This window comes from Campylobacter sp. BCW_6463, from assembly GCF_001762785.1.
In the GTDB taxonomy this organism is placed as follows: Bacteria; Campylobacterota; Campylobacteria; order Campylobacterales; family Campylobacteraceae; genus Campylobacter_D; species Campylobacter_D jejuni.
Window position 1 is genome coordinate 1 of the sequence record NZ_MJXL01000031.1, and the last position, 20,912, is coordinate 20,912.

The window sequence follows — 20,912 nt, forward strand, 5'->3', positions numbered from 1 at the left end:
ATCAAACCAAACCACTTCAACACCATCCATTCTAGGAACACATTCTTCTATACAATTTAATTCCCAATAATCATCAGAATCTAAAAAGATAATATAATCAATATCAGGAGCTTTAAAATTTAAAAGTTCATCTTTATTTTTAAAGAAATTTGAACTTTTATATATTTTATAAATATTATAAGGATTATCTTTATTGTCTAGTTTAAAATCTACTAAGGAGTTTTCTTTTAATTCTTGGGTAATGTTTTTAAAATCATATTCTTTACTAAAGAATTCTATGCCTACATTACGAGCTGAAGATAAACCCCCATTTTCCTTATCAAAAAGTATAAATCTTTCATCTTTTAAAGTATATTCTTTGGCTATATTGAGTGAGTTTTCATCTGTGCTACCATCATTTACAAGTACAACTTGTAAATTTTTATAAGTTTGATTAACAACACTATCTAAACATTCTCTTAAATATTTTTCTACATTATAGATTGGGATAACTACGCCTACGGTTTTCATTGTTTTTTCCTTAATCTTAATTACACATCACTTTTGAAAATATCTGTTGTAAAAACTTTATATTTATATTGCAATATATTATCATCAACTCGATTTGCAACTATTAAATCAGAATTTTGTATAAATATAGATAATTTTTTTTCAACAAAACATGTACCAAAAGAGGCTGTATCTAAAAATGGCTCATAAATGATTATATTTTTATTATATTCTTTTAAATAATCGATCAAATCCAATACAACAGAATTTCTAAAATTATCTGAATCTTTTTTCATTAACAACCTATATATCCCTATTGTTTTTTTAGATTTTGAGAGGATTAAATCCGCAATATATTTTTTTCTTATTTCATTAGTTTTAACAATAGATTCTATTAGGATATTAGGTGTTGAACTTTTTAAAAAATTAGCTAAAAGTTGCTTAGTATCTTTTGGTAAACAATATCCCCCATACCCAAAACTTGGATTATTATAATAATCACCAATTCTCAGATCAGCACTTACTCCGCTAATAATTTCTTCGGTATCCAATTTGTTAACCCTAGCGTATGTATCCAATTCATTAAAAAATCCAATTCTCATTGCTAAATATGTATTAGCAAAAAGTTTAATACTTTCAGCTTCTTGAGATCCTGTAAATAATACTTTTACATCATTTTTCAAACAAGAATCTGTAAATAATCGAGCTACTGCTTCAGCTCTAGCACTTTTTTCACCTATAACAATTCTGCTAGGATATAAACTATCATACAATGCACTACCTTCTCTTAAAAATTCAGGAGAAAAAATTATATTATTTGTATGAAATTTATATTTTAAATTATCAATATAACCAATTGGAATAGTACTTTTTACAATAATAATAGCTGAGGTATTATATTGCAAAATTTCACTAACAACACTTTCAATACTAGAAGTATCGAAATAGTCATTTTTTGAATCATAATTAGTCGGTGTTGCTATAATAATATACTCTGCATTTTCAAAAGCATATTTCTTATTTAAAGTTGCAATAAGATTTATACTTTCTTTCTTAAAATATTCTTCTATTAATTTATCTTTTATGGGTGATTGTTTAGAATTTACTAAATCAACTTTATTTTTATCAATATCTGTAACAACAACCCGGTGTTTTTCAGATAGCAATAAAGCATTTGCGAGTCCAACATACCCTATACCAACAACAGTTATATTCATACTTATAATATCCTGAATAAAAAATTATTTTTTAGTATATAATATTTTCTTTAATATTCTATAAAATCTAAAATGAGATATTTTAGATTTAACCCAATCAGGAATCAATAGATCAAAAAATTTTATAAAAATATTTTTGTTATATAACTCAAACTTATAAGGGGTGTAAATTAAAGATTGAAAATTATATGAAACTTTATCAATATTTTTAACATCTAAAAAACATTGATTTTCTACAACTATTTTATAAAAATCTATTTTATAAACTTTATTATAGAATCTACCATTGTTAAAACTTTTTTTATAATAAGATTTTCCAAAACTATAAAAATTATTTTTTAGGTACCATATAAATTTTAAAACTTTATTATAATCAATTTTCAAATCTGAAACCAAAAATCTCAAAAGTTCATCACTATTATAAGCTTGAAAATTTAAACCTTGAAAGTTATAAAATGCATTAGCACAATTTATACAAGGCTTATTCATTATCATAGCATAAAGCCCAACACCCGAATTCAACGTAACCACCACATCACAAAAACTAATTGCATCAATAATATTTGTCTTATTTGAAATAAAATTTAAATTCTTATACTTAGATTTCGCTATTTTTAAGCTGAGAGGATGCTTTTTCACTAAAAAAATATGAGTTTGTCTTAATTTAAAAGCCGTATCATTTATTATATCTAAAAAACCACTCCAATCAAAAGGTTTATATGTAAAATATTTTACAACAGTATCGCTTTCAACTTGCAACGGAACAAAAACTATCTTTTTATCGTTAACAAAAAATTTATCTTTCAAATAGTTAAAATTTCTTTTTCCTTGCTTTTCTAAAAAATTATTTCCATTTATAATACTATTGATATATTCTTTACATTCTAAAATTTGAGATTTACTTAAAACTTTATTCCAATTTTCTTCATTATATAAATTTGAATCATAATTAAAACCATTGGTATCAAAAAACCAACTATCAGGCAATGCTCCTCTGTCAAAACATACAAAATCAATATTTTCTGATTTTGCAAATTTATATATTTTTAATCTTTTTTCATTTCCATAAGGATTTGGAAACAAAATCTTATTTATATTATTTTGTTTTAAAAAATCTAGCAATTTATCTTGATTAAATTTTTCATCTTCAAAAAAATACTTTTCGTTTTTACTTATTATATTACCTATATATACAAGAACACCATGCAAAGAATTTAATATCAATTTTTCTCTAGAACAAAGTAATAAAATATTATTTTTTAAAGCATCTTTATCAAGCAATGGTTTAATTTGATAATTTTTTAAATTGGCCAAATTCTTATAAAATATTTTATGATTTTTATACCTATAAGACATATAATTATTTTGATTAGGCTCTTCATGATAAAAATGATACATATAAATTCCATGAAAACTCATTTCATACCCAAGCAAAGAGAACCAAGCTCTAAAACCTTTAAATTTTCTTATATTCCAAGTTCCCTCATCATAACATAATGCTTTTGGAGTGTTTGAAAAATTTGTTGTACAAAAAAGCAATCTTGCAAAAAAATCATGATCCTCATAACTATGGCCTATAAAATTATGATTATTACCCCCTAATACTAAGAATTTATATCTATTTACGATAATAGAACTTGAAATAAGAGAAAAATATTTAATCAATTTTCTTTTTCCGGTGATTAAATCATGTTTGATAATTTCATCCCATAAGTATTTATCCTCTTTATAAATTTTCTCACTACCACTTTGACTTAAATACACTACAGGTAAAACCAATAATTCATTGATATTTTGAGCAATATTTTTAACTTTAATAAGATTTAAAATTTTTTCTAAGGATAATAAACTAATATAACAATCAACATCTAAAAACATTATAACTTTAGAATTTGCATAAACAGCGCCCAAATTTCTACATTTTCCCTGGGAAAAATAATCTTTTTGGTCTTTATCTTTTAAATAAATATGACCACTATTTTCTATGATTTGTTTTAAATTGTTTTTCAAAGATGAATATCCTTCAACGAAAATAAACTCTATATTCTCATCGCTTTGAAAAAATTTAGCTTTTTGAAGAACTCTTTCTTCTATGTAATGACGTTCTTTACTTAATCCAAAAGGAATAATAACAGATAAAAGAGGCATTAAACATTTCCTATGGCATAAAGCTGGATAATACCTACAACTTTTTCTTCTTTTCCTACTATAATTTCTTTGATTTTATGTTTTAACATGATCTCTTCTGCTTCACTTGCCATAGCATCAGCATCAACTACTTTAGGATTTGTACTCATAATTTCTTTGGCCTTAAAATCAAACCTTGGTTTATCACTTGCTTTTAAAGCACGACGCAAATCCCCATCAGTGATAATGCCAACCAATTTTTCATTTTCAAGTACCACACAAAGCCCTAGTTTTCCACTAGTCATCACGTCAACAAGATCGTTAAATTCAGTATCAGGATGCACTATAGGAAGATTGCTTGAAACCATAAGATCTTTTACCTTGGTTAAAAGCTTACGCCCCAAACTTCCCCCTGGATGAAAAAGAGCAAAATCATCAGGCTTAAAATTTCTTACCTTCATCAAAGCAGCAGCTAAAGCATCCCCCATAACCAAAGTTGCCGTTGTCGAAGACATAGGAGCAAGCTGCAAAGGACAAGCTTCCTTTTCCACAGCTATATTTAAAAATATATCACCTTGCTTTACAAGGGTGGAATTTTTTTTACCGCACATTACTATAAGTGGAATTTTACGCTTTTTTATAGCTGGAATGATTTTTAAAATTTCTTCAGTTTCTCCTGAATTTGAAATAGCAATTAAAACATCTTCGGAAGTTAACATTCCAAGATCTCCATGCAAAGCCTCTCCTGGATGGATGAAAAAGCTTGGTGTTCCTGTGCTTGCTAAAGTAGCTGCTATCTTAGCACCTATATGGCCTGATTTACCCATTCCACTGACTATGCAACGCCCTTTGGTATTTAACATCAAATTCGCAGCTTGATTAAAATTTTCATCTAAATTTTTAGCCAAATCCAAAATAGCTTGCGCTTCTTTTTCAAAAACTTCTTTGGCTATTTCAAGAGTATTCATTTTTAAACCTTAAAGATTAAGCACAACATTAGTTGCGATAGCAATCTGATAAAGAATTTGAGTTAACATTGAAAAAATTTGTAAATTCTCACTATCCACTTTTGGCAATACCAACACAGAATCGCCTGGTTTCATATATATACCACTATGATATTTTTCAGCTTTTCCATTGCTTCGTATTACCAAAACTTTTGAAGTATCCGCTCTTTCTCCATAACCTCCTGCAAGATTGATATAATATCTTAAATCTTTTCCCTTATCATACACAAAAGCCCCAGGTAAAGAAACCTCGCCTTGAACTATGACAAGATTATTCTTACTTGGTACATTGATAGTATCACCATCTTCTAAAATAACCGAATTATAAGACTTTGGATTATCGATGACAATTTGGCCCTTGGGCTCTACTTGCTTAGCTCTTTGGATAAATTCTAAAATCGTTTTTGCTTGTTGAGCTCTTATAGCTGCGCCTTGAGCTGTAACAGAACTGCTAGTTAAAGCTAGAGTTTCAAGCTCTTTAAGCTGAGCATTGATAAGCTCTTTTTGAGTTCTAGCTACACTTTTTCTAAATACTTGCAAAGCTTGCATGTTTGATTGTGGATTAGCCTTGATTAGTTTAGAAATATCTTCCAAAGTCGTTCCTTTACCTACAACTAAAGTTTTTAAACCATTATGCTCGCCATTTACACTTATAGTTATATTTTCAGAAACATACTCAGGATGAAATTCTACCTCATCTCCTGTTCTAAGTAAAACTTTTGAAAATTGCATTTTATTATAAGCACTGACATCAAGTTTATGATCTTCACCATAACTTTTTACGATAGCATTAGTCACGATAGGTTTAGCACCTGATACTCTAGCTAAGTCAGCTAAAGTTTTAATATCATTTGAAAGTTCAAAACGAAAAGGTCTTTGCACATCACCATTAACAAAAGCGTAATTTTGAACATTTCCTACCAAAATAACATCTCCACTTCTAAAAGGAAAAAGATCCATTTGCCCCTTTAGTAAAAAATCATATAAATCGATATTTTTTATCACGCTGTTATTGCGCAAAATTTGAATATCTCTAAAACTTCCATATTCTAAATTTATACCCCCTGCTTTATCAAGATACTGGATCACCGAATCCGAACTAAGTCCTTGGTAAAGTCCTGGAGCATTAACGCTTCCTGTTACAAAAACACTGACATTTTGATAAGCATTCATATCTGCATAAACAAAAACATTGCTTTTATAGATTTTATTAACACGTGCTTTTATAACACTTACAAGGGCACTATTTTTCACACCTAGTAAATTTACAGCTCCTACTTTAGGGATAAAAATATTTCCTTGAGAATCCACCACTAAAACTTGCGAAAACTCAACAGCTCCCCAAATTTTAAGACTGATTTGATCACCGACTGCGATCTTATAATCTGGGTTATAAACTCTTTGATTGTAATTTTTAAAATTTCCATTAAAAAGATGAGCGCCGAATACTAAAATTTGATGAATTTTTGTAAGATTATTTTCTTTGTTTGCTATATCATAATTTGAGCTTAAATTTTGATCTATACTAGTTGTAGTAGAACCTTGATCTTCCGCTGAAATGATTTGTGAAACATCCACGGCTCCAAAACATAAAATACAACTAAAAAATAAAATTAATATTTTTTTCATTTTAATACTTATGCTCCTCTATTATCATTTTAATAAATTTAATAATCCCAAAAATCAAAGATAATACAATAAATGCTGTTAAAATATCATAAATTCTTTCAGGATATTTTGCGCTTTCTGGAATATCTGGACTTTGGATGATGACAAGTTGTTTTATTTTTCTTAATGCTTCTATTCTAGCACTTTCATAAGCTTTTAAAGCTGCTTCATAAGCTTTTTGCGCAAAAGTAGCTTCTATAGTTAAATCTTGAAATTTAGCAGCCAAATCATTAAGCTTTTGAGAAGAATTGTTAGCTGAAATTTTAGATTTTTCCCTTAAAAGTTGTTTTTTAATCGCTTCAATTTCTGCTTTAAGTGCTACTACTTCAGGTGCTGCATCATTCATATAGTTTTGTAAAGTTAAAAGTTTAGCTTCTTTTTGAGCTAGATTAGCCTCAATTTGTGCAACCAAACTTGCTTTAGTTTCAGCTTGCTTTAAAGGGTCAAAAACTCCATATTTATTTTGAAAAGCAATCAAATCATTTTGTGCTTTTTGATATCGTTCTTTGTATTTTTGTACTTCATTTTCAGCAAAAGCCATTTGCTCTCTAGCTGCTTTATGAGAGATTTCGTTGATAAACTTTTCGCTTTCTTGCATAATAGTTTGAGCAATCAAATGAGCTGATTTAGGTGTAAAACCCTCTACTTCTACCTGCAAAAGCTTAGTAGTTTCATCCATATAAAGTTTTACACGATTTTGATAATATTTCAAATAAGACTCTTTGGAACTTGAATCCCAAATTTTAAAAGGCAAATCTATATGTTGTTCTTGATAAAGATTTTTAAGTTTGATTTTTTCATCCAAAATCTTTAACATATCGCTTGATTCTATATAACCTTTTAGATAATTTAAATCTTCACTTGCTGTAGAAGTACTACTAAGCAAAGACAAGATTCCACTTGTTTGAGTACTTTCTCCACTTGTTGACCTAACATCTAAAATCATCGTGCTTACATATCTTGGTGCTGCAATCAATGTATAATAAATCACAACAAAAATCATTATAAACCAAACAATTTTAAAAGAATCAAATATACTTAAATCTTTGATTTTTTCTAATAAAGTTTTATTTTCTTCCATTAAACTTTTCCTTGATATACAGCTATTCCTTCATCTACATCATCATAAACCGTAATTTGTCCATTTTTCATATAAATTATTTTATCACACCATTCTTTAATTTCAGCTACATTATGAGATACCATAATCACTTTTGATTTGCTTAATCTTTCTCTATATAATTTCACACTTTTTTCCCTAAAAGCAGGATCTCCAACAGCTCCTGCTTCATCAATTAAATAATAATCAAAATCAAAGGCCATACTAAGTCCAAAAGCTATCCTAGCACTCATTCCCGAAGAATAAGTCTTCATAGGCTCATCAAAAAATTTCCCAAGCTCTGCAAAATCTTCTACGAATTTTACTTTTTCTTGAAGTTCTTTACCCTTATATCCATACACTCTAGCTACAAATTTAGCATTATCTCTAGCGGTTAAAGAACCTTGAAAAGCTCCATTTAAACCCAAAGGCCAAGATAATTTTTTATTAGTAATTATCTTACCACTATCAGGAAGCTCTGCTCCGCTTAAAAGTCTCATGAGGGTGGACTTACCTGCACCATTACCCCCCATCAATCCTATACTACAATTTTCAGGAAATTCAAAAGTAAAATTTTTAAAAACATAATGCCTCCCACCACTAAATAAAGGATAAGATTTTGTTAGATTGATTAACTTTATCATTCTTTTTTTGCTGCCGTTAAAGCTTGTCTGTTATAGTAATAGACAAAAAGTCCTATAAATAAAACAAGTAAAATCCAAAATATAGCATAAAAATAACTATATTCATCTTGCAAAGGATAATTCTCAAAAAAATTAAATCTTAAAAGTTCCATTATGTGAAGCAAAGGATTATAATAAAATATATCAAGTAAAGGTCTTGGCATAAGCCAAGTAGGAAATATAATCCCAGAACTCCAATAAAATACTATACTAAAATAAGCTAATAAAGTTCTTAAAGGCTCTACAAAATGCCAAATAATAGCAAAACAAATCCCCAAAGCAAAAGCTGAGCACATAAGTAAAAAAATACAAAATAAAACTCCAAGTAAATGAACAGGAAATACATCAAATCTAAAAAACCATCCTGCAAAAAAAAGCACGGTGATAAAAATCACAAAATAAATACAAAATTCAAGCAAAGTTCTAGCAATAAATACATGTATAGGCTTTACAGGTTTATAAGCAAAAAGAGCCAAATTTGCCTGAGTACCATTCATAAGTTGGGTTACTATACTTCTAAACATAAAAAAAGGCATAATGCCTGAAATCAAAAACATAAAAATAGAAATTCCCTCAGGCATAACTTGATGATGATATTCTCTTATAATGGTAACAATTACTGTAATAGCAAGTGTTATTGACATTGGTTCTCCAACTACCCAAAGATAACCCAAATGCCTATTAGCACCAAATCTAGTTTTTAACTCTCTAAAAAATAAAGCGTGAATTACATTTAACATTTATTTTCTATACCTAACAATTTACATAAACTATAATCATAACTCATTTTTTTAAATAAAATCATAAAAATTTATTTTTTACAAAATTCAAGCTTTTTACTAAGTCCTAAAGCATTGTTAGTAAATTTAAGCCAAAAAAGCTCTAAAGCATAAATTTTTGCACTTTTATCAAGCTTAGCAAAGGGAAATTTAGAAAAATAAATTTTCATTTGTTCCTTGTTTGCGATTTTAAACTCGGCCTTAGCTTGCACACCTTTTAAAAAAGCTATTTTATTTTCTTTAGCTATATTAAGTGCTATACTTGAATTTTCACTGGCTAATCTTATATGCTTAGTATCTTCATGAGAAGCGATAATAAAAGCTAAATTCTTTTCATCAAAAGCATAAAAAGCACTAGCCGTATAAACACCTTTTTCATCAATCATAGCCCAAGATAAAAGCTGCTCATTTTTTATAAATTCTAAAATTCTTTCATCCATATTATAAAAATTATACTAAAATATTTTTAAAAATAACCGATTTTTGATTTAAACTATAAATATAAGGGGAAGAAATGCAAATTGATGCTAGTAAAAACCAAAGTTTTTCGATAGATTATACAACAAAAAGTGGCAAACACTTAGCCTTATCTATGTATGACAATCAAAGCATAAGTTATACAAATAATGAAGAAGGTAAAACTCTTAATCTTAAGCGTCAGTATGGTTTTAGCTTTACTTTTGAAGGCTCTAAACTCACACAAAATGATCTTGATGAGATTAAAAATGCTATGAAAGAAGTTGAACCTATGATCAAAGACTTTTTAGCAAATTCTAAAGTCGGAGAGTTAAAGCCAAAAGAAATTATAGAATCAGCTATGCAAATGGCAAATGTTCTACCAACACCGAATGATGAAAACCATCAAAATGCTATTATGAATAATTTTACAAATAAACTCAGTGATTTACTAAAACAAAATCAAACAGATGATAAAGATATCAATGCTTCCATGCTTGAAGATAGCAAAAAACTTCTTGATGAAGTTTTAGAACAAATGAAAAAACAACTTGAAAAACAGCAAGAAAAAGCCAAGGAAAATCAAGATAAGACAGATGATAGTTTAAATCTTTACGCTTAAATCATATAATATTAAAAATTATCAAGGAGTTTTTAAATGACAAATATCGAAATTTTAGAAAATATGCTCAAACTCCAACAAAAACTCAACGATGAAACAAACGGCTTAAATTGGGAAAATGGCTACACCAAAGAAGGAAAACTGATCAGTTGGAGACGCTGTATTTATATGGAATGTGCAGAACTTATAGACTCTTTTACATGGAAACATTGGAAAAATATTTCAAGTCCAACAAATTGGGAAAATGTGCGTATAGAGATTGTCGATATTTGGCATTTTATTTTAAGTCTTTTACTTGAAAAGTATCGCGATAAAAACAATAAAGATTTCAAAGCTATAGCCACAGAAGTTAATGCTGTAAGCGTGTTTCAAGATTTTTGCAAAGAAGAAGAATACCCTAATGAGGGTGATATTTATGGCATTTTAAATGATATAGAGCTTATTATCCATAAATGCAGTGGCTTTGGATTTAATCTTGGAGAATTACTTTCAACCTATTTTACCCTAGCTATTAAATGTGGGCTTAATCTTGAAATTCTTTATAAAACCTACATAGGTAAAAATGTTTTAAATATCTTTAGACAAAACCATGGTTATAAAGATGGTAGCTATAAAAAAACTTGGAATGGTAAAGAAGACAATGAAGTTTTAGCTAAAATTTTAGAACAAGAGCTTGATTTTGATACTATTTATAAAAAACTAGAAGAATGCTACAAAAAGGCATAATTTGGATATTTTAAAACTTGCAATCAAAGATTTTTTAAGTCTTAAATTTTTAAAATTTGCCTTAATTCCTTTGATTTTTAGCCTTATACTGATGCTTTTTTTAGGAGTACTTGGCTTTTCGGCTTTGCTGGATTATTTTAATTCTTTATTTAGCGTTGGAGAAGATTCGTTTTGGGCGTGGTTTTATGCCCTTCATTTTGTACAAATTTTAATCACCATCATAAGTTTTTTATTTTCAGGTTTTATTGTTGTTTTTGCTTCGGTTTTTTTAGCCCTTTTTATCACTTCTTTTCTTACTCCTTTTATCGCTAAAGAAATCAACCAAAAACATTACCATTATGATAATACAAACGAAGTTTCAACCCTAAAAACTATCTTTGAAATTTTTAAAATATTTATAAAATTTATAGGGATTTTATTGCTTTGCACCTTGGCTTTATTTTTACCTTTTATCAATATTTTTGTATATTATCTTGCTTTTTATTATCTCTTTCACAAACTTTTAATGATTGATGTTACAAGCACGATTTTAGACAAAGAAAGTTTTAAAAATTTTCATTCTAATTTTTCGCCTTTAGAGTTTAAATTTAGCACTCTTTGTTTTTATCTACTCTCATCAGTGCCACTTTTAGGACTTTTTTTGCAAGTGTTTTTTGTGATTTTTCTCACACATTTAGCCTATCAAAGAATTTTAAAACTAAAAGCTAAGACTTGAAATATCGATTTTGTGATTATATAAATAAGCTCTTAAAAGCTTTGGAATTTTAGCTATTCTACACTCTTCTTTAAAATTTTTAGGTAATTTTTGACAAGTTTCATACTCAAAAACAATGACTTGTTCGTTTTTATATACAAGTGCTATTTTACCACCTAAAACACAATCGCCCTTTAAAAGCTCATTTCTTTGTGCTGTGCTTAAAAGCAAACCTTTCATTTTTACCGCTCTAGCAATCAAGCTTTCATTTTTAGGGCAAATAAAAAGTCCTTGAACTTCTTTGATATTTTCAAAATCATAAAGTTTTTTCCTATCTTCACTAAGATAAGAAAAGCTTCTTTTTAAACCTTGATGAAATTTACTCACAAAGGCATTAGAGAAATTTTTTCTTATATAATTTCTAAAATATTTTTCATTTTCATTACTTTCATCATGGAAATAAAAAATATTTTTTTCTTTTAAAAAAGATGAAATTTCATCTTTACTTATAAAGAGCAAAGGGCGTAAAAGTGTATAATTTTGGCGTTTTTCACACTCTTGCATACCTAAAATTTCAGCCAAACCTGCTCCTCGTGAAAGTTGCATCAAAAACCATTCAAACTGATCGTTTAAATGATGGGCTAAGATAAGATGATCATAATCTTGCTCAAGACAAATTTTTTCAAAAAAATCATAGCGAAAATCTCTGGCTTTTTTTTCAAAATTACTTTGAAATTTAGGAGCGTGTTTTATAAAAATTTTTTTATGAAATTTCAAAGCAAGTTCTTTAGCTTTTAACTCTTCTAAATCACTATTTTTTCTAGTTTTATAATTTATCATCACAAGATCAAAGTCGATCTTTTCTTGCGTTAAAAGATAAAAAAGCGCACTAGAATCACTTCCATAAGAAAAAGCGAGTAAATTGTTACCCCTTTTTAAAAGGGCTAAAATTTCATCTTTAATTTGCATCTACTTTTCTTAAAGCCTTAGCAAGGAGCTTTTTATCAAGGTTTTGTAAAATTTCACATTCATAAATTTGCCCCATTTCTAAATTTCCACATTCGCTTTCATTGATAAGAATTTCCCCATCAATCTCTCTATCCCATCTTAGATCTTTAGCTGCGATGAAAAACTCTCCCTCGCTACTTTCTCCTGTGCAAACTACCAAACGCTTTTGCCCTACTTCTTTTTCAAAACTTTTTTCTATCACTTCATCAACAATTTTTTCTATGATTTTAAGCCTTTTATTGATCGCTTTAAAAGGCACTTGCTCCATATCAAAAGCAGCCGTATCTTCTTCCTTAGAATACGCAAAAACGCTTATCCTATCAAAACCAAAGTCTTTAACAAATTCACAAAGCTCTTCAAAATCCGCCTCACTCTCACCTGGATGTCCTACGATAAAGCCCGTGCGTAAAAAACTATTTGGCGCACTTTTCATTAAATTTAGCATTTCTTTAAGTCTTGTGCTATTTGCCCCACGCTTCATGATTTTAAGCATATTATCACTTATGTGCTGCAAAGGCATATCAAAATAATTTACAAAAATTTCAGAAGCTATAATGCGTTTGATCAAAGCTTCACTCGCACTCGTAGGATAAAGATATAAAATTCTAGCCGCTCTTATGCCTTTGATTTTTTCTACCTCATCGATCAAGCGTATAAGCCCATCTTTTTCACCCTTATCAAACAAATAAGAACTCGTATCTTGTGCAATAAAAGAAAAGTCCTTATAACCTCTAGCCACCAAATCTTTAAGCTCAGCTATAATGCTACTTATCTCACGAGATTTTAACTTGCCTTTAAAACTTGGGATGGCACAAAAAGAGCATTTTTGATTACAACCTTCGGCGATTTTTATAAAAGCATGGGAATTTGAACCTGTGATAATACGTTTGGAATTTTCACTCTGCAAATAAGTCGAATTGGAAAATAAATTTGTTTTTTTAAGTATCATTTCATCGATTCTTTCATAATCACCCACACCTGTGAAAAGATCAACCTCAGGAAGTTCTTTCATAAGTTCTTCGCGGTAACGCTGCATCAAACAACCCGTAACCACCAAAAGAGAATCTTTTTTTCTTTGTTCGTGCAAATCCAAAATCGCATTAATGCTTTCTTTTTTTGCACTATCGATAAAACCACAGGTATTTACGATCAAAACATCGGCTTTGCTTGGTTCATCGCAAAGCTCATAAGCACTAAGGCGTCCTAGCATGATCTCACTATCGACTAAATTTTTATTACAACCTAAAGACATAAGATAAAGTTTTGACATTTTTTTCCTATATTAAAGTTTTCTTTTGATATAATTTTTGATTTTAAAAATATAATTATAGCAAAGAAATTTTATGGATAATTACGAATTTAGCGAACTTTTAAAAACTTTAAAAAACAAAGTCGGCAACATAGCCTCCATCATCAAACCTGAAAATATCCAAACAAGGCTTAAAGAAATCGAAGAGCTTGAAAATTCTCCTTCTTTTTGGAGTGATGTCAAACAAGCAGGGATCATAGGAAAAGAAAAAACCAAAATCACCAATCTACTTAAAAACTATGAAAATGCTTTTAATGCACTAAATGACGCAAACGAACTTTTCGATCTAGCCAATAGCGAAAACGATACAGAAACGCTTGAAGCTTTATTTAATGATGCACCAAAACTTGAAGATACTATCACAAGTCTTGAAATTTCCATGCTTTTAAGTGGGGAAAATGATGGTAAAAATGCCATTGTTTCTATTCACCCAGGTGCGGGCGGAACGGAAAGTAATGACTGGGCAAGCATACTTTATAGAATGTATTTAAGATTTTGCGAAAGAGAAGGTTTTAAAGTCGAAACTCTAGACTTTCAAGAAGGCGAAGAAGCAGGGCTTAAAGATGTGAGCTTTTTGGTTAAAGGCGAAAATGCTTATGGTTATTTAAAGGCTGAAAATGGCATTCATCGTTTGGTAAGAACTTCTCCTTTTGATAGTGCAGGACGCCGTCATACAAGCTTTTCAAGTGTTATGGTAAGCCCTGAACTTGATGATGATATAGAAATTGAAATCGAAGAAAAAGACATAAGAATAGATTATTACAGAGCAAGTGGTGCAGGCGGACAACATGTTAATAAAACAGAATCAGCTGTGAGAATCACACATTTTCCAACTGGTATAGTTGTACAATGCCAAAATGACAGAAGTCAGCACAAAAACAAAGCTACCGCTTTTAAAATGCTAAAATCTCGCCTTTATGAACTTGAACTCATGAAACAACAAGATAGTGCTAATGCTGGAGAAAAAAGCGAGATAGGCTGGGGGCATCAAATCCGCTCTTATGTGCTTTTCCCTTATCAGCAAGTCAAAGACAATCGCAGTGGAGAAGCTTTTTCTCAAGTGGATAATATCCTTGATGGGGATATTAAGAAAATGATAGAAGGCGTTTTGATTGCTTTGAAAGCAGAATGATAAAAGGATTAAAATGACTTTCAATCTTACCCATCTAAGACAACTTGAAAGTGAGTCTATTTTCATCATGCGTGAAGTAATATCTGAATTTGAAAAGCCAGCTATGCTTTATAGCATAGGTAAAGATAGTTCAGTGATGCTTCATCTTTTACAAAAAGCTTTTTATCCAGCCACTCCTCCTTTGCCTTTAGTGCATGTAGATACGACTTGGAAATTTAAAGAAATGATAGAATTTCGTAATAAAAGAGCTAAAGAACTCGGTATGGAACTTATCGTTTATACTAATCCAAAAGGCAAAGAAATAAATATATCCCCTTTTATACATGGCTCAAATATGCATACAGATATCATGAAAACTCAAGCTTTAAAGCAAATGCTTGATTTATACGAATTTGATGCTGTTTTTGGAGGAGCTAGACGTGATGAGGAAAAATCACGAGCAAAAGAGAGAATTTATTCCTTCCGTGATGAAAATCACACTTGGGATCCTAAAAATCAACGCCCAGAACTTTGGAATTTATATAATGGACGCCATAAAAAAGGAGAATCCATAAGAATTTTTCCGCTGAGCAATTGGACTGAACTTGATATTTGGCAGTATATATACCTTGAAAATATTCCTATACCAAGTCTTTATCTTGCCAAAAAAAGACCTATAGTTGAATACATGGGAACAAAAATTTTAGTTGATGATGATAGAATGCCAAAAGATTTAGCAAAAAATGCTAAAGAAGAAATGGTAAGATTTAGAACCTTAGGTTGCTATCCTCTAACCGGAGCCATAAATTCAAATGCCACAAGTGTTTTAGATATCATAGAAGAACTGCTTCTAGCTACAACCAGTGAAAGACAGGGAAGACTTATAGATAGTGATGAAGAAGCTAGCATGGAAAAGAAAAAACAACAAGGATATTTTTAATGCAAAGTGTAGAAAATTATCTAAAAGAACATGAAAATAAAGAACTTTGTCGTTTTATCACTTGTGGTAGCGTTGATGATGGAAAATCCACTCTTATAGGAAGATTGCTTTATGATACTAAAGCTCTTTTTAGCGATCAATTAAGCACTCTAGAAAAAGATAGTAAAAAAATGGGGAATGCCGGAGATAAACTTGATTTTGCACTTTTAGTAGATGGGCTTGCAAGCGAAAGAGAACAAGGCATTACCATAGATGTGGCTTATAGATTTTTTACCAGTAATAAACGCAAATTTATTATAGCTGATACACCAGGGCATGAACAATACACTAGAAACATGGCAACAGGAGCAAGTACAGCAGATATTGCTATTATTTTAATTGATGCAAGAAAAGGGGTTTTAAAGCAGACTAAAAGGCATTCTTATATAGTGAGCTTACTTGGTATTAAAAATTTTATCATTGCCATTAACAAAATGGATCTAGTTTCTTACGAAGAAAAAATCTTCAATGATATTTGTAAAGATTATGAAAAAATCATCCCTTATTTGCAAGAAGGTATCCAAACACATTTTATTCCCATTTGTGCTTTAAATGGTGAAAATATCACTCAAAAAAGTAGAAATTTATCTTGGTATAAAGGCGAAACTCTACTTGCACTTTTAGATGAAATTAAAATAAATAAAATCATTCAAAATGATTTTATCATGCCTGTGCAGTATGTTAATCGCCCACATTTAAATTTTCGTAGTTTTTGCGGAAATATAGCAAATGGTTATGTAAAATTACAAGATGAAGTTATAGCCTTGCCTTCTATGCAAAAATCTAAAATTAAAAGTATCATTACAAGTGATATTAAAGATTTAAGAGCTTTAGATGAAAATGAAATCATTCCAAGTCAAAATGAAGCTTGTGTTACTATGGCTGTAAGTTTATGTTTAGAAGATGAAATCGATATTTCTAGAGGCGATATTTTGGCATCTATCAACCATGATCTTAAAATGAGCAATACTTTTGAAGCTATGATTGTATGGATGAGTCAAAAACAATTAGATCTTAATGAAAATTATCTTATAAAAAGAGCTCATAATCTTTGCAATGTTAAATTTGAAAATATTAACTATAAAAAAGATATCAATACTTTTAAAGAAGAAAATACCTCAAATTTAATACTTAATGATATTGCAAATTGCACTTTAAAACTAGATAAAAATTTAGCACTTAAAGAGTATAAAGATAATAAAACCTTAGGATCATTTATTATCATCGATAAATATAGCAATGAAACTTTGGCTGCAGGTATGATAATAAAAATTTTAAATTCACAGCAAAGCCAAAGAATTTACACTCAAGCTGAAATAGAACTTAACGCTTTTATAAGAAAAAACTATCCAGAATGGGGGTGTAGAAAAATATGAAAATCATAGTAGGTATCACGCTTTTAATTCTACTTATATTGCTCATACGCAACAAAATAAAGCCTGCTGTTTTATTTGGAAGTTTGGCAGGATTTTACTACGCTTTAGGTTATCTTGATTTTAAAACTTGGATAAGTTCTTATACAAATGATTCTTTAATTTCACTCATGTTGCTACTTTTAGTTTCTATCGCTGTTGAAAAAACTATCATTATAGAATGGGCAAGTAAATTTATCATAGGAAAAAACTATAATCTTTCTCTTTTGAGATTAGGTGTAATTACTTGTGCGGTTTCAGCCTTTTTAAACAATACCGCAGTAGTAGCAAGCTTTATGGGTATAGTAAAAAACAATAAATTTCAAGCTCCTTCAAAGCTTTTAATCCCTCTTTCTTATTTTGCCATAGTAGGCGGTGTTATCACTCTTGTGGGAACTTCTACAAATTTAATCATCAATTCCTTTGTGGTACAAAATGGACTGCCAAGTCTTAAAATGTTTGATTTTTTTTATATAGGTACAGCTTTAAGCATAGGAATGATTTTGGTTTTGATGATTTTTAGTAAATTATTACCTCATTATGAAAATAAAGATAAAAATATAAAAGAAAATTTAATCGCTTTAAAAGTTTTAGAAAATAGCTCTTTAATAGGCAAAAGCATAGAAGAGAATAAACTTAGAAATTTAGAGTTTTTATTTTTAGTAGAAATTCAAAGAAAAAATCAAAGCATCACTCCCGTTTCACATAATGAAATCATAAATGCAAAAGATACACTTATATTTAGTGGAGATATTTCACAACTTGAAACTCTAAATAAATTTGATGGCTTAAAACTTGCAGATGGTTATGAGTTGAAAGAAAGTAAATTTATCGATGCAATCATTTCTCCAACTTCTAATTTAATTGGAAAAAGCGTAAAAGAATCTAATTTTAGATCTAAATTTGACGCAGCTATTATTTCTTTACAAAGAGGAGATGTGCATATCAAAAAAATTGGCGAAAGTGTTTTGCAAGCTGGAGATAGAATGATTTTAGCTGTGGGTAAAGATTTTATCCTAAGAGATAATTTGGCTAAAAATTTTTATTTACTTTCAAATATCAAGCAAAACGAAAAACTTGATGCTGGAAAAAGCTTATTGACCATAATGGCTTTTTTAAGTGTTATTGTTTTTTCGGCTTTAAATTTTATCTCTTTTACCAAGGCTTTGCTTATTTATTTAGGCTTTTTACTACTTTGCAAATTTATCAAGCTTGATGAAATAAAAAGGCGTTTTCCTTTTGATATTTTTATCATAGTAGGCTCTTCTTTGGCAATTACTAAAGTACTTTTAGATAGCGGACTTGCCAAAAATTTAGCTCAACTTATCACAGGTTTTTTTGGACATTATGGAGTTTATGGAAGTTTTATAGGAGTTTATCTTTTAACCCTACTTTTAACCGAATTTATTACCAATAACGCTGCTGCGGCCTTAGCTTTCCCTATAGGTTTTGCCACAGCTCAAGCCTTGGGAGTAAATCCTTTGCCCTTCATCTTTGCTGTAGCTTATGGGGCTAGTGCTGGGTTTATGATACCACATGGATACCAAACTCATTTAATGGTTAGCTCGCTTTGTGATTACAAAATGACAGATTTTATAAAAATAGGTGCCATTGTTTCTATCGTGTATAGTGCTATAGTTCTCATAGGCATACCTTTAATCTTTAATTTTTAGGATATTTTTATGGATAAAAATCTTACTTGGCATAATACAAATATCACCAAAGAACAAAGATCAAAACTTAAAAATCAAAAACCTTGTGTACTTTGGCTAACAGGACTTAGCGCAAGTGGAAAATCAACCATTGCTAATGCTTTAGAACAGAAATTACACGAGCTTGGTTTTCATACGTACTTGCTTGATGGAGATAATATTCGCATGGGTTTAAATAAAGACTTAGGTTTTGATGAAAACTCAAGAGTGGAAAATATAAGACGCATAGCAGAACTTTGCAAACTTTTTGTTGACAGTGGTTTGATTATACTAAGTGCTTTTATCTCACCCTTTAAAAGTGATAGAGTTTTAGCAAGATCTTTGGTAAAAAAAGATGAATTTATAGAAATTTTTGTAGATACACCTTTAGAACTCTGTGAAAAAAGAGATCCTAAAGGACTTTACAAAAAGGCAAGAAATGGAGAAATAAAAAATTTCACAGGTATAGACAGTCCTTATGAAAAACCTCAAAATCCTGAAATTCATTTGCAAAATTCCAAAGCCAAACTTAATGAAAATGTAGATATAATCTTAAACTATCTTAAAGAAAATGGATATATTGATGCTTGAAAAAATTTTATGTAAAAAATAAAAATATTTGAGTAAAAAAGTTTTTTACATAATAAAATTTTAAAAATTCTTATTTGATGGAGTTAAATATTGTTTAAAGATTATCACGATAAATATGGTTGCATCTTTATTCATGTGCCAAAAGTTGCTGGAACAAGTATAGAACGAGTTGTTTTTGAAACAGACAAATGGCTTGTTGGACATGTAAGAGCATTAGACTATATCAATCAGGATAAAAACAAATTTGAAAGTTATTTTTCCTTTGCTTTTGTAAGGAATCCTTTTGACAGAATGGTTTCTGCATTCCATTATCTTAAAAAAGGTGGTGGAAATGATTATGATAAAAATTGGGCAGATGAAAATTTAAAAAACTTTGATACTTTTGAACAATTTGTTTTGGCTTTAAAAAATAAAAATATCAAAGATAAAATTCTATCTTGGCAACATTTTACTCCGCAATATAAATTTATCTGTGATGAAAATAAAAATATTTTAGTTAATTTTATAGGTAAATTAGAAAATATAAATAATGATTTTAAAATAGTTAAAAACGAATTAAATTTTGATAGAAATTTAATTCATTCAAATTCCAGTAAACATGAAATTTTCTCAAATTATTACAATGAAAAAACATACAATATAATAGCAGAGCTTTATAAGGAAGATTTTGCATTATTTGATTATGATTTGGAGTATAAAGAATCTATTTATAAGAATTCAGATATACAATTCTTATTAAATATGTACAAAGAAAAATTATTTTCAAAAAATAAAGAAATAGAAAAACTTAGATTATCACAATTTAAAAAAAATAAAGAAATAAATTCCCAAAATAATATAATCTTACAACAAACTAATCAAATTCATAATTTAAATGAAACCTTAGAAAATAAAAATCAATTATTAATTGTAAAACAAAACCTGCTAAAATTCCAAAATAATTATGGAAAAGCCAAAATAAGAATTCAAAACCAACTTTCTTATAAACTAGGACAAGCTTTGATTTTAAATTCTAAAAGTGTATTCGGTTTTTTATCTTTACCTTTTATAATATTAAGCATTGTTATTTCACATAAACAAGAACAAAAGGCTTATAAATTTAAAGTAAAGAAAAATCCAAATTTAGCTTTACCACCTTTAGAAACTTATCCTGATTATAATGAAGCTTTAAAAGAAAAAGAATGTTTTACTTATAAATTAGGAGAAGAATTTATTAAGGCTAGTAAAAATTGGTATGGGGGTGG

General features: G+C 29.1%; 20 protein-coding genes. 9 read left to right on the forward strand and 11 right to left on the reverse strand.

The window, feature by feature from the left end:
- The 9 genes from AJ884_RS03495 to AJ884_RS03535 all read right to left on the reverse strand — a co-directional run.
- Nucleotides 1–510: glycosyltransferase family 2 protein (locus tag AJ884_RS03495; protein WP_148123913.1), on the reverse strand; the 510-nt coding region annotated here is incomplete at its 3' end.
- 20 nt (nucleotides 511–530) lie between these two features.
- Entirely contained in the window at nucleotides 531–1,706 is a 1,176-nt protein-coding gene (locus tag AJ884_RS03500; RefSeq protein WP_070286449.1) for a nucleotide sugar dehydrogenase, read from the reverse strand.
- A gap of 24 nt (nucleotides 1,707–1,730) precedes the next feature.
- Nucleotides 1,731–3,854, reverse strand: a complete 2,124-nt coding sequence (locus tag AJ884_RS03505) for a glycosyltransferase (RefSeq protein ID WP_070286450.1) — start codon at nucleotides 3,852–3,854, stop codon at nucleotides 1,731–1,733.
- Nucleotides 3,854–4,801 (reverse strand): SIS domain-containing protein, encoded by a 948-nt coding sequence (locus AJ884_RS03510; RefSeq protein WP_070286451.1) that lies wholly within the window; start codon nucleotides 4,799–4,801, stop codon nucleotides 3,854–3,856. The genes AJ884_RS03505 and AJ884_RS03510 overlap by 1 nt, the downstream gene beginning before the upstream one ends.
- 9 nt (nucleotides 4,802–4,810) lie before the next feature.
- Entirely contained in the window at nucleotides 4,811–6,469 is a 1,659-nt protein-coding gene (locus tag AJ884_RS03515; RefSeq protein ID WP_070286452.1) for a polysaccharide biosynthesis/export family protein, read from the reverse strand.
- A gap of 1 nt (nucleotide 6,470) precedes the next feature.
- Nucleotides 6,471–7,589, reverse strand: coding sequence for a capsule biosynthesis protein (locus AJ884_RS03520; protein ID WP_070286453.1), 1,119 nt, complete (start codon nucleotides 7,587–7,589; stop codon nucleotides 6,471–6,473).
- Entirely contained in the window at nucleotides 7,589–8,251 is a 663-nt protein-coding gene (locus tag AJ884_RS03525; protein ID WP_070246284.1) for an ABC transporter ATP-binding protein, read from the reverse strand. Before AJ884_RS03525 ends, AJ884_RS03520 begins: the two co-directional genes overlap by 1 nt.
- Nucleotides 8,248–9,030, reverse strand: coding sequence for an ABC transporter permease (locus AJ884_RS03530; RefSeq protein ID WP_070286454.1), 783 nt, complete (start codon nucleotides 9,028–9,030; stop codon nucleotides 8,248–8,250). The genes AJ884_RS03525 and AJ884_RS03530 overlap by 4 nt, the downstream gene beginning before the upstream one ends.
- Before the next feature lie 71 nt (nucleotides 9,031–9,101).
- Nucleotides 9,102–9,509 (reverse strand): hypothetical protein, encoded by a 408-nt coding sequence (locus tag AJ884_RS03535; protein ID WP_002818956.1) that lies wholly within the window; start codon nucleotides 9,507–9,509, stop codon nucleotides 9,102–9,104.
- Between the two features lie 74 nt (nucleotides 9,510–9,583).
- Between AJ884_RS03535 and ciaI the strand changes: the two genes are divergently transcribed.
- From ciaI to AJ884_RS03550, 3 genes are read left to right on the forward strand one after another with little or no spacing between them, the layout of a single operon-like run.
- Nucleotides 9,584–10,147, forward strand: a complete 564-nt coding sequence (gene ciaI / locus AJ884_RS03540) for an intracellular survival protein CiaI (RefSeq protein WP_070286455.1) — start codon at nucleotides 9,584–9,586, stop codon at nucleotides 10,145–10,147.
- Between the two features lie 36 nt (nucleotides 10,148–10,183).
- A complete protein-coding gene (gene dut, locus AJ884_RS03545; RefSeq protein ID WP_070286456.1) occupies nucleotides 10,184–10,873 on the forward strand; it encodes a dUTPase in 690 nt (229 codons plus the stop codon).
- Nucleotide 10,874: 1 nt separating this feature from the next.
- A complete protein-coding gene (locus AJ884_RS03550) occupies nucleotides 10,875–11,588 on the forward strand; it encodes an EI24 domain-containing protein (RefSeq protein WP_070286457.1) in 714 nt (237 codons plus the stop codon).
- On the opposite strand, the gene tilS is transcribed toward AJ884_RS03550, so the two are convergent.
- Together tilS and rimO are read right to left on the reverse strand one after the other, a co-directional pair.
- Nucleotides 11,571–12,536 (reverse strand): tRNA lysidine(34) synthetase TilS, encoded by a 966-nt coding sequence (tilS, locus tag AJ884_RS03555; RefSeq protein ID WP_070286458.1) that lies wholly within the window; start codon nucleotides 12,534–12,536, stop codon nucleotides 11,571–11,573. The two genes, AJ884_RS03550 and tilS, sit on opposite strands and share 18 nt — an antisense overlap.
- Nucleotides 12,526–13,845 carry a 30S ribosomal protein S12 methylthiotransferase RimO gene (gene rimO, locus AJ884_RS03560; protein ID WP_070286459.1) on the reverse strand — a complete coding sequence of 440 codons (1,320 nt, stop codon included), beginning with the start codon at nucleotides 13,843–13,845 and terminating at the stop codon, nucleotides 12,526–12,528. Before rimO ends, tilS begins: the two co-directional genes overlap by 11 nt.
- A gap of 73 nt (nucleotides 13,846–13,918) precedes the next feature.
- Here rimO and prfB point away from each other — a divergent pair, with 73 nt between their 5' ends.
- The 6 genes from prfB to AJ884_RS03590 all read left to right on the forward strand — a co-directional run.
- Complete coding sequence (prfB, locus tag AJ884_RS03565) at nucleotides 13,919–15,016, forward strand: peptide chain release factor 2 (RefSeq protein WP_002883032.1); 1,098 nt, start codon at nucleotides 13,919–13,921, stop codon at nucleotides 15,014–15,016.
- 13 nt (nucleotides 15,017–15,029) lie between these two features.
- Nucleotides 15,030–15,935 carry a sulfate adenylyltransferase subunit CysD gene (cysD, locus tag AJ884_RS03570; RefSeq protein WP_044779298.1) on the forward strand — a complete coding sequence of 302 codons (906 nt, stop codon included), beginning with the start codon at nucleotides 15,030–15,032 and terminating at the stop codon, nucleotides 15,933–15,935.
- Nucleotides 15,935–17,350, forward strand: a complete 1,416-nt coding sequence (cysN, locus tag AJ884_RS03575; protein ID WP_070286460.1) for a sulfate adenylyltransferase subunit CysN — start codon at nucleotides 15,935–15,937, stop codon at nucleotides 17,348–17,350. Before cysD ends, cysN begins: the two co-directional genes overlap by 1 nt.
- Complete coding sequence (locus AJ884_RS03580) at nucleotides 17,347–19,059, forward strand: SLC13 family permease (protein WP_070286461.1); 1,713 nt, start codon at nucleotides 17,347–17,349, stop codon at nucleotides 19,057–19,059. The genes cysN and AJ884_RS03580 overlap by 4 nt, the downstream gene beginning before the upstream one ends.
- A 9-nt stretch (nucleotides 19,060–19,068) precedes the next feature.
- Nucleotides 19,069–19,668, forward strand: coding sequence for an adenylyl-sulfate kinase (cysC, locus tag AJ884_RS03585; protein WP_070286462.1), 600 nt, complete (start codon nucleotides 19,069–19,071; stop codon nucleotides 19,666–19,668).
- 90 nt (nucleotides 19,669–19,758) lie between these two features.
- On the forward strand, nucleotides 19,759–20,912 hold a 1,154-nt coding region (locus AJ884_RS03590), incomplete at its 3' end, for a sulfotransferase family 2 domain-containing protein (protein WP_070286463.1).

Excerpts from the sequence above, each read along its gene's own strand:
- AJ884_RS03510 (WP_070286451.1), bottom strand. The coding sequence starts at position 4,801 with ATGAATACTCTTGAAATAGCCAAAGAAGTTTTTGAAAAAGAAGCGCAA.
- AJ884_RS03520 (WP_070286453.1), bottom strand. The coding sequence starts at position 7,589 with ATGGAAGAAAATAAAACTTTATTAGAAAAAATCAAAGATTTAAGTATA.
- tilS (WP_070286458.1), bottom strand. The coding sequence starts at position 12,536 with ATGCAAATTAAAGATGAAATTTTAGCCCTTTTAAAAAGGGGTAACAAT.
- cysN (WP_070286460.1), top strand. The coding sequence starts at position 15,935 with ATGCAAAGTGTAGAAAATTATCTAAAAGAACATGAAAATAAAGAACTT.
- AJ884_RS03525 (WP_070246284.1), bottom strand. The coding sequence starts at position 8,251 with ATGATAAAGTTAATCAATCTAACAAAATCTTATCCTTTATTTAGTGGT.
- AJ884_RS03500 (WP_070286449.1), bottom strand. The coding sequence starts at position 1,706 with ATGAATATAACTGTTGTTGGTATAGGGTATGTTGGACTCGCAAATGCT.
- AJ884_RS03530 (WP_070286454.1), bottom strand. The coding sequence starts at position 9,030 with ATGTTAAATGTAATTCACGCTTTATTTTTTAGAGAGTTAAAAACTAGA.
- prfB (WP_002883032.1), top strand. The coding sequence starts at position 13,919 with ATGGATAATTACGAATTTAGCGAACTTTTAAAAACTTTAAAAAACAAA.
- cysD (WP_044779298.1), top strand. The coding sequence starts at position 15,030 with ATGACTTTCAATCTTACCCATCTAAGACAACTTGAAAGTGAGTCTATT.
- dut (WP_070286456.1), top strand. The coding sequence starts at position 10,184 with ATGACAAATATCGAAATTTTAGAAAATATGCTCAAACTCCAACAAAAA.
- rimO (WP_070286459.1), bottom strand. The coding sequence starts at position 13,845 with ATGTCAAAACTTTATCTTATGTCTTTAGGTTGTAATAAAAATTTAGTC.
- ciaI (WP_070286455.1), top strand. The coding sequence starts at position 9,584 with ATGCAAATTGATGCTAGTAAAAACCAAAGTTTTTCGATAGATTATACA.
- cysC (WP_070286462.1), top strand. The coding sequence starts at position 19,069 with ATGGATAAAAATCTTACTTGGCATAATACAAATATCACCAAAGAACAA.
- AJ884_RS03515 (WP_070286452.1), bottom strand. The coding sequence starts at position 6,469 with ATGAAAAAAATATTAATTTTATTTTTTAGTTGTATTTTATGTTTTGGA.
- AJ884_RS03535 (WP_002818956.1), bottom strand. The coding sequence starts at position 9,509 with ATGGATGAAAGAATTTTAGAATTTATAAAAAATGAGCAGCTTTTATCT.
- AJ884_RS03505 (WP_070286450.1), bottom strand. The coding sequence starts at position 3,854 with ATGCCTCTTTTATCTGTTATTATTCCTTTTGGATTAAGTAAAGAACGT.
- AJ884_RS03580 (WP_070286461.1), top strand. The coding sequence starts at position 17,347 with ATGAAAATCATAGTAGGTATCACGCTTTTAATTCTACTTATATTGCTC.